This is a genomic window from Pseudoalteromonas sp. SR41-7 (genome assembly GCF_014163935.1).
Taxonomy (GTDB): Bacteria; Pseudomonadota; Gammaproteobacteria; order Enterobacterales; family Alteromonadaceae; genus Pseudoalteromonas; species Pseudoalteromonas distincta.
Window position 1 is genome coordinate 1 of sequence record NZ_JACJEF010000052.1, and the last position, 325, is coordinate 325.

The 325-nt window shown below is 39.1% G+C and carries 1 rRNA gene; it reads right to left on the reverse strand.

The features are described 5' to 3' along the window. Window positions 1-4: 4 nt before the first annotated feature. Window positions 5-119 (reverse strand): 5S ribosomal RNA (gene rrf, locus H5092_RS20465). Window positions 120-325 lie beyond the last annotated feature (206 nt).

Genomic DNA, 325 nt, shown 5'->3' on the forward strand with positions numbered 1-325 from the left:
TGAAGCCTGGTAATGTCCTACTTTCACATAGCAAATGCTACACTATCATCGGCGCTGTTTCGTTTCACTACTGAGTTCGGCATGGAGTCAGGTGGGTCCAAAACGCTATTGTCACCAAGCAAATTAGGGCGTTAATTCGTATATCTACGCATTAACTGAATTTGGAAAATATCTGATAATATTTTTTAAGTCTTTCAGTAAATATCTACTTTAGTCATATTAACTTCTGTCTAAACTGTCGCATAAAACGCGTTTGGCGTTGTATGGTTAAGCCTCACGGGTAATTAGTACAAGTTAGCTTAATGGCTCACACCACTTCCACATC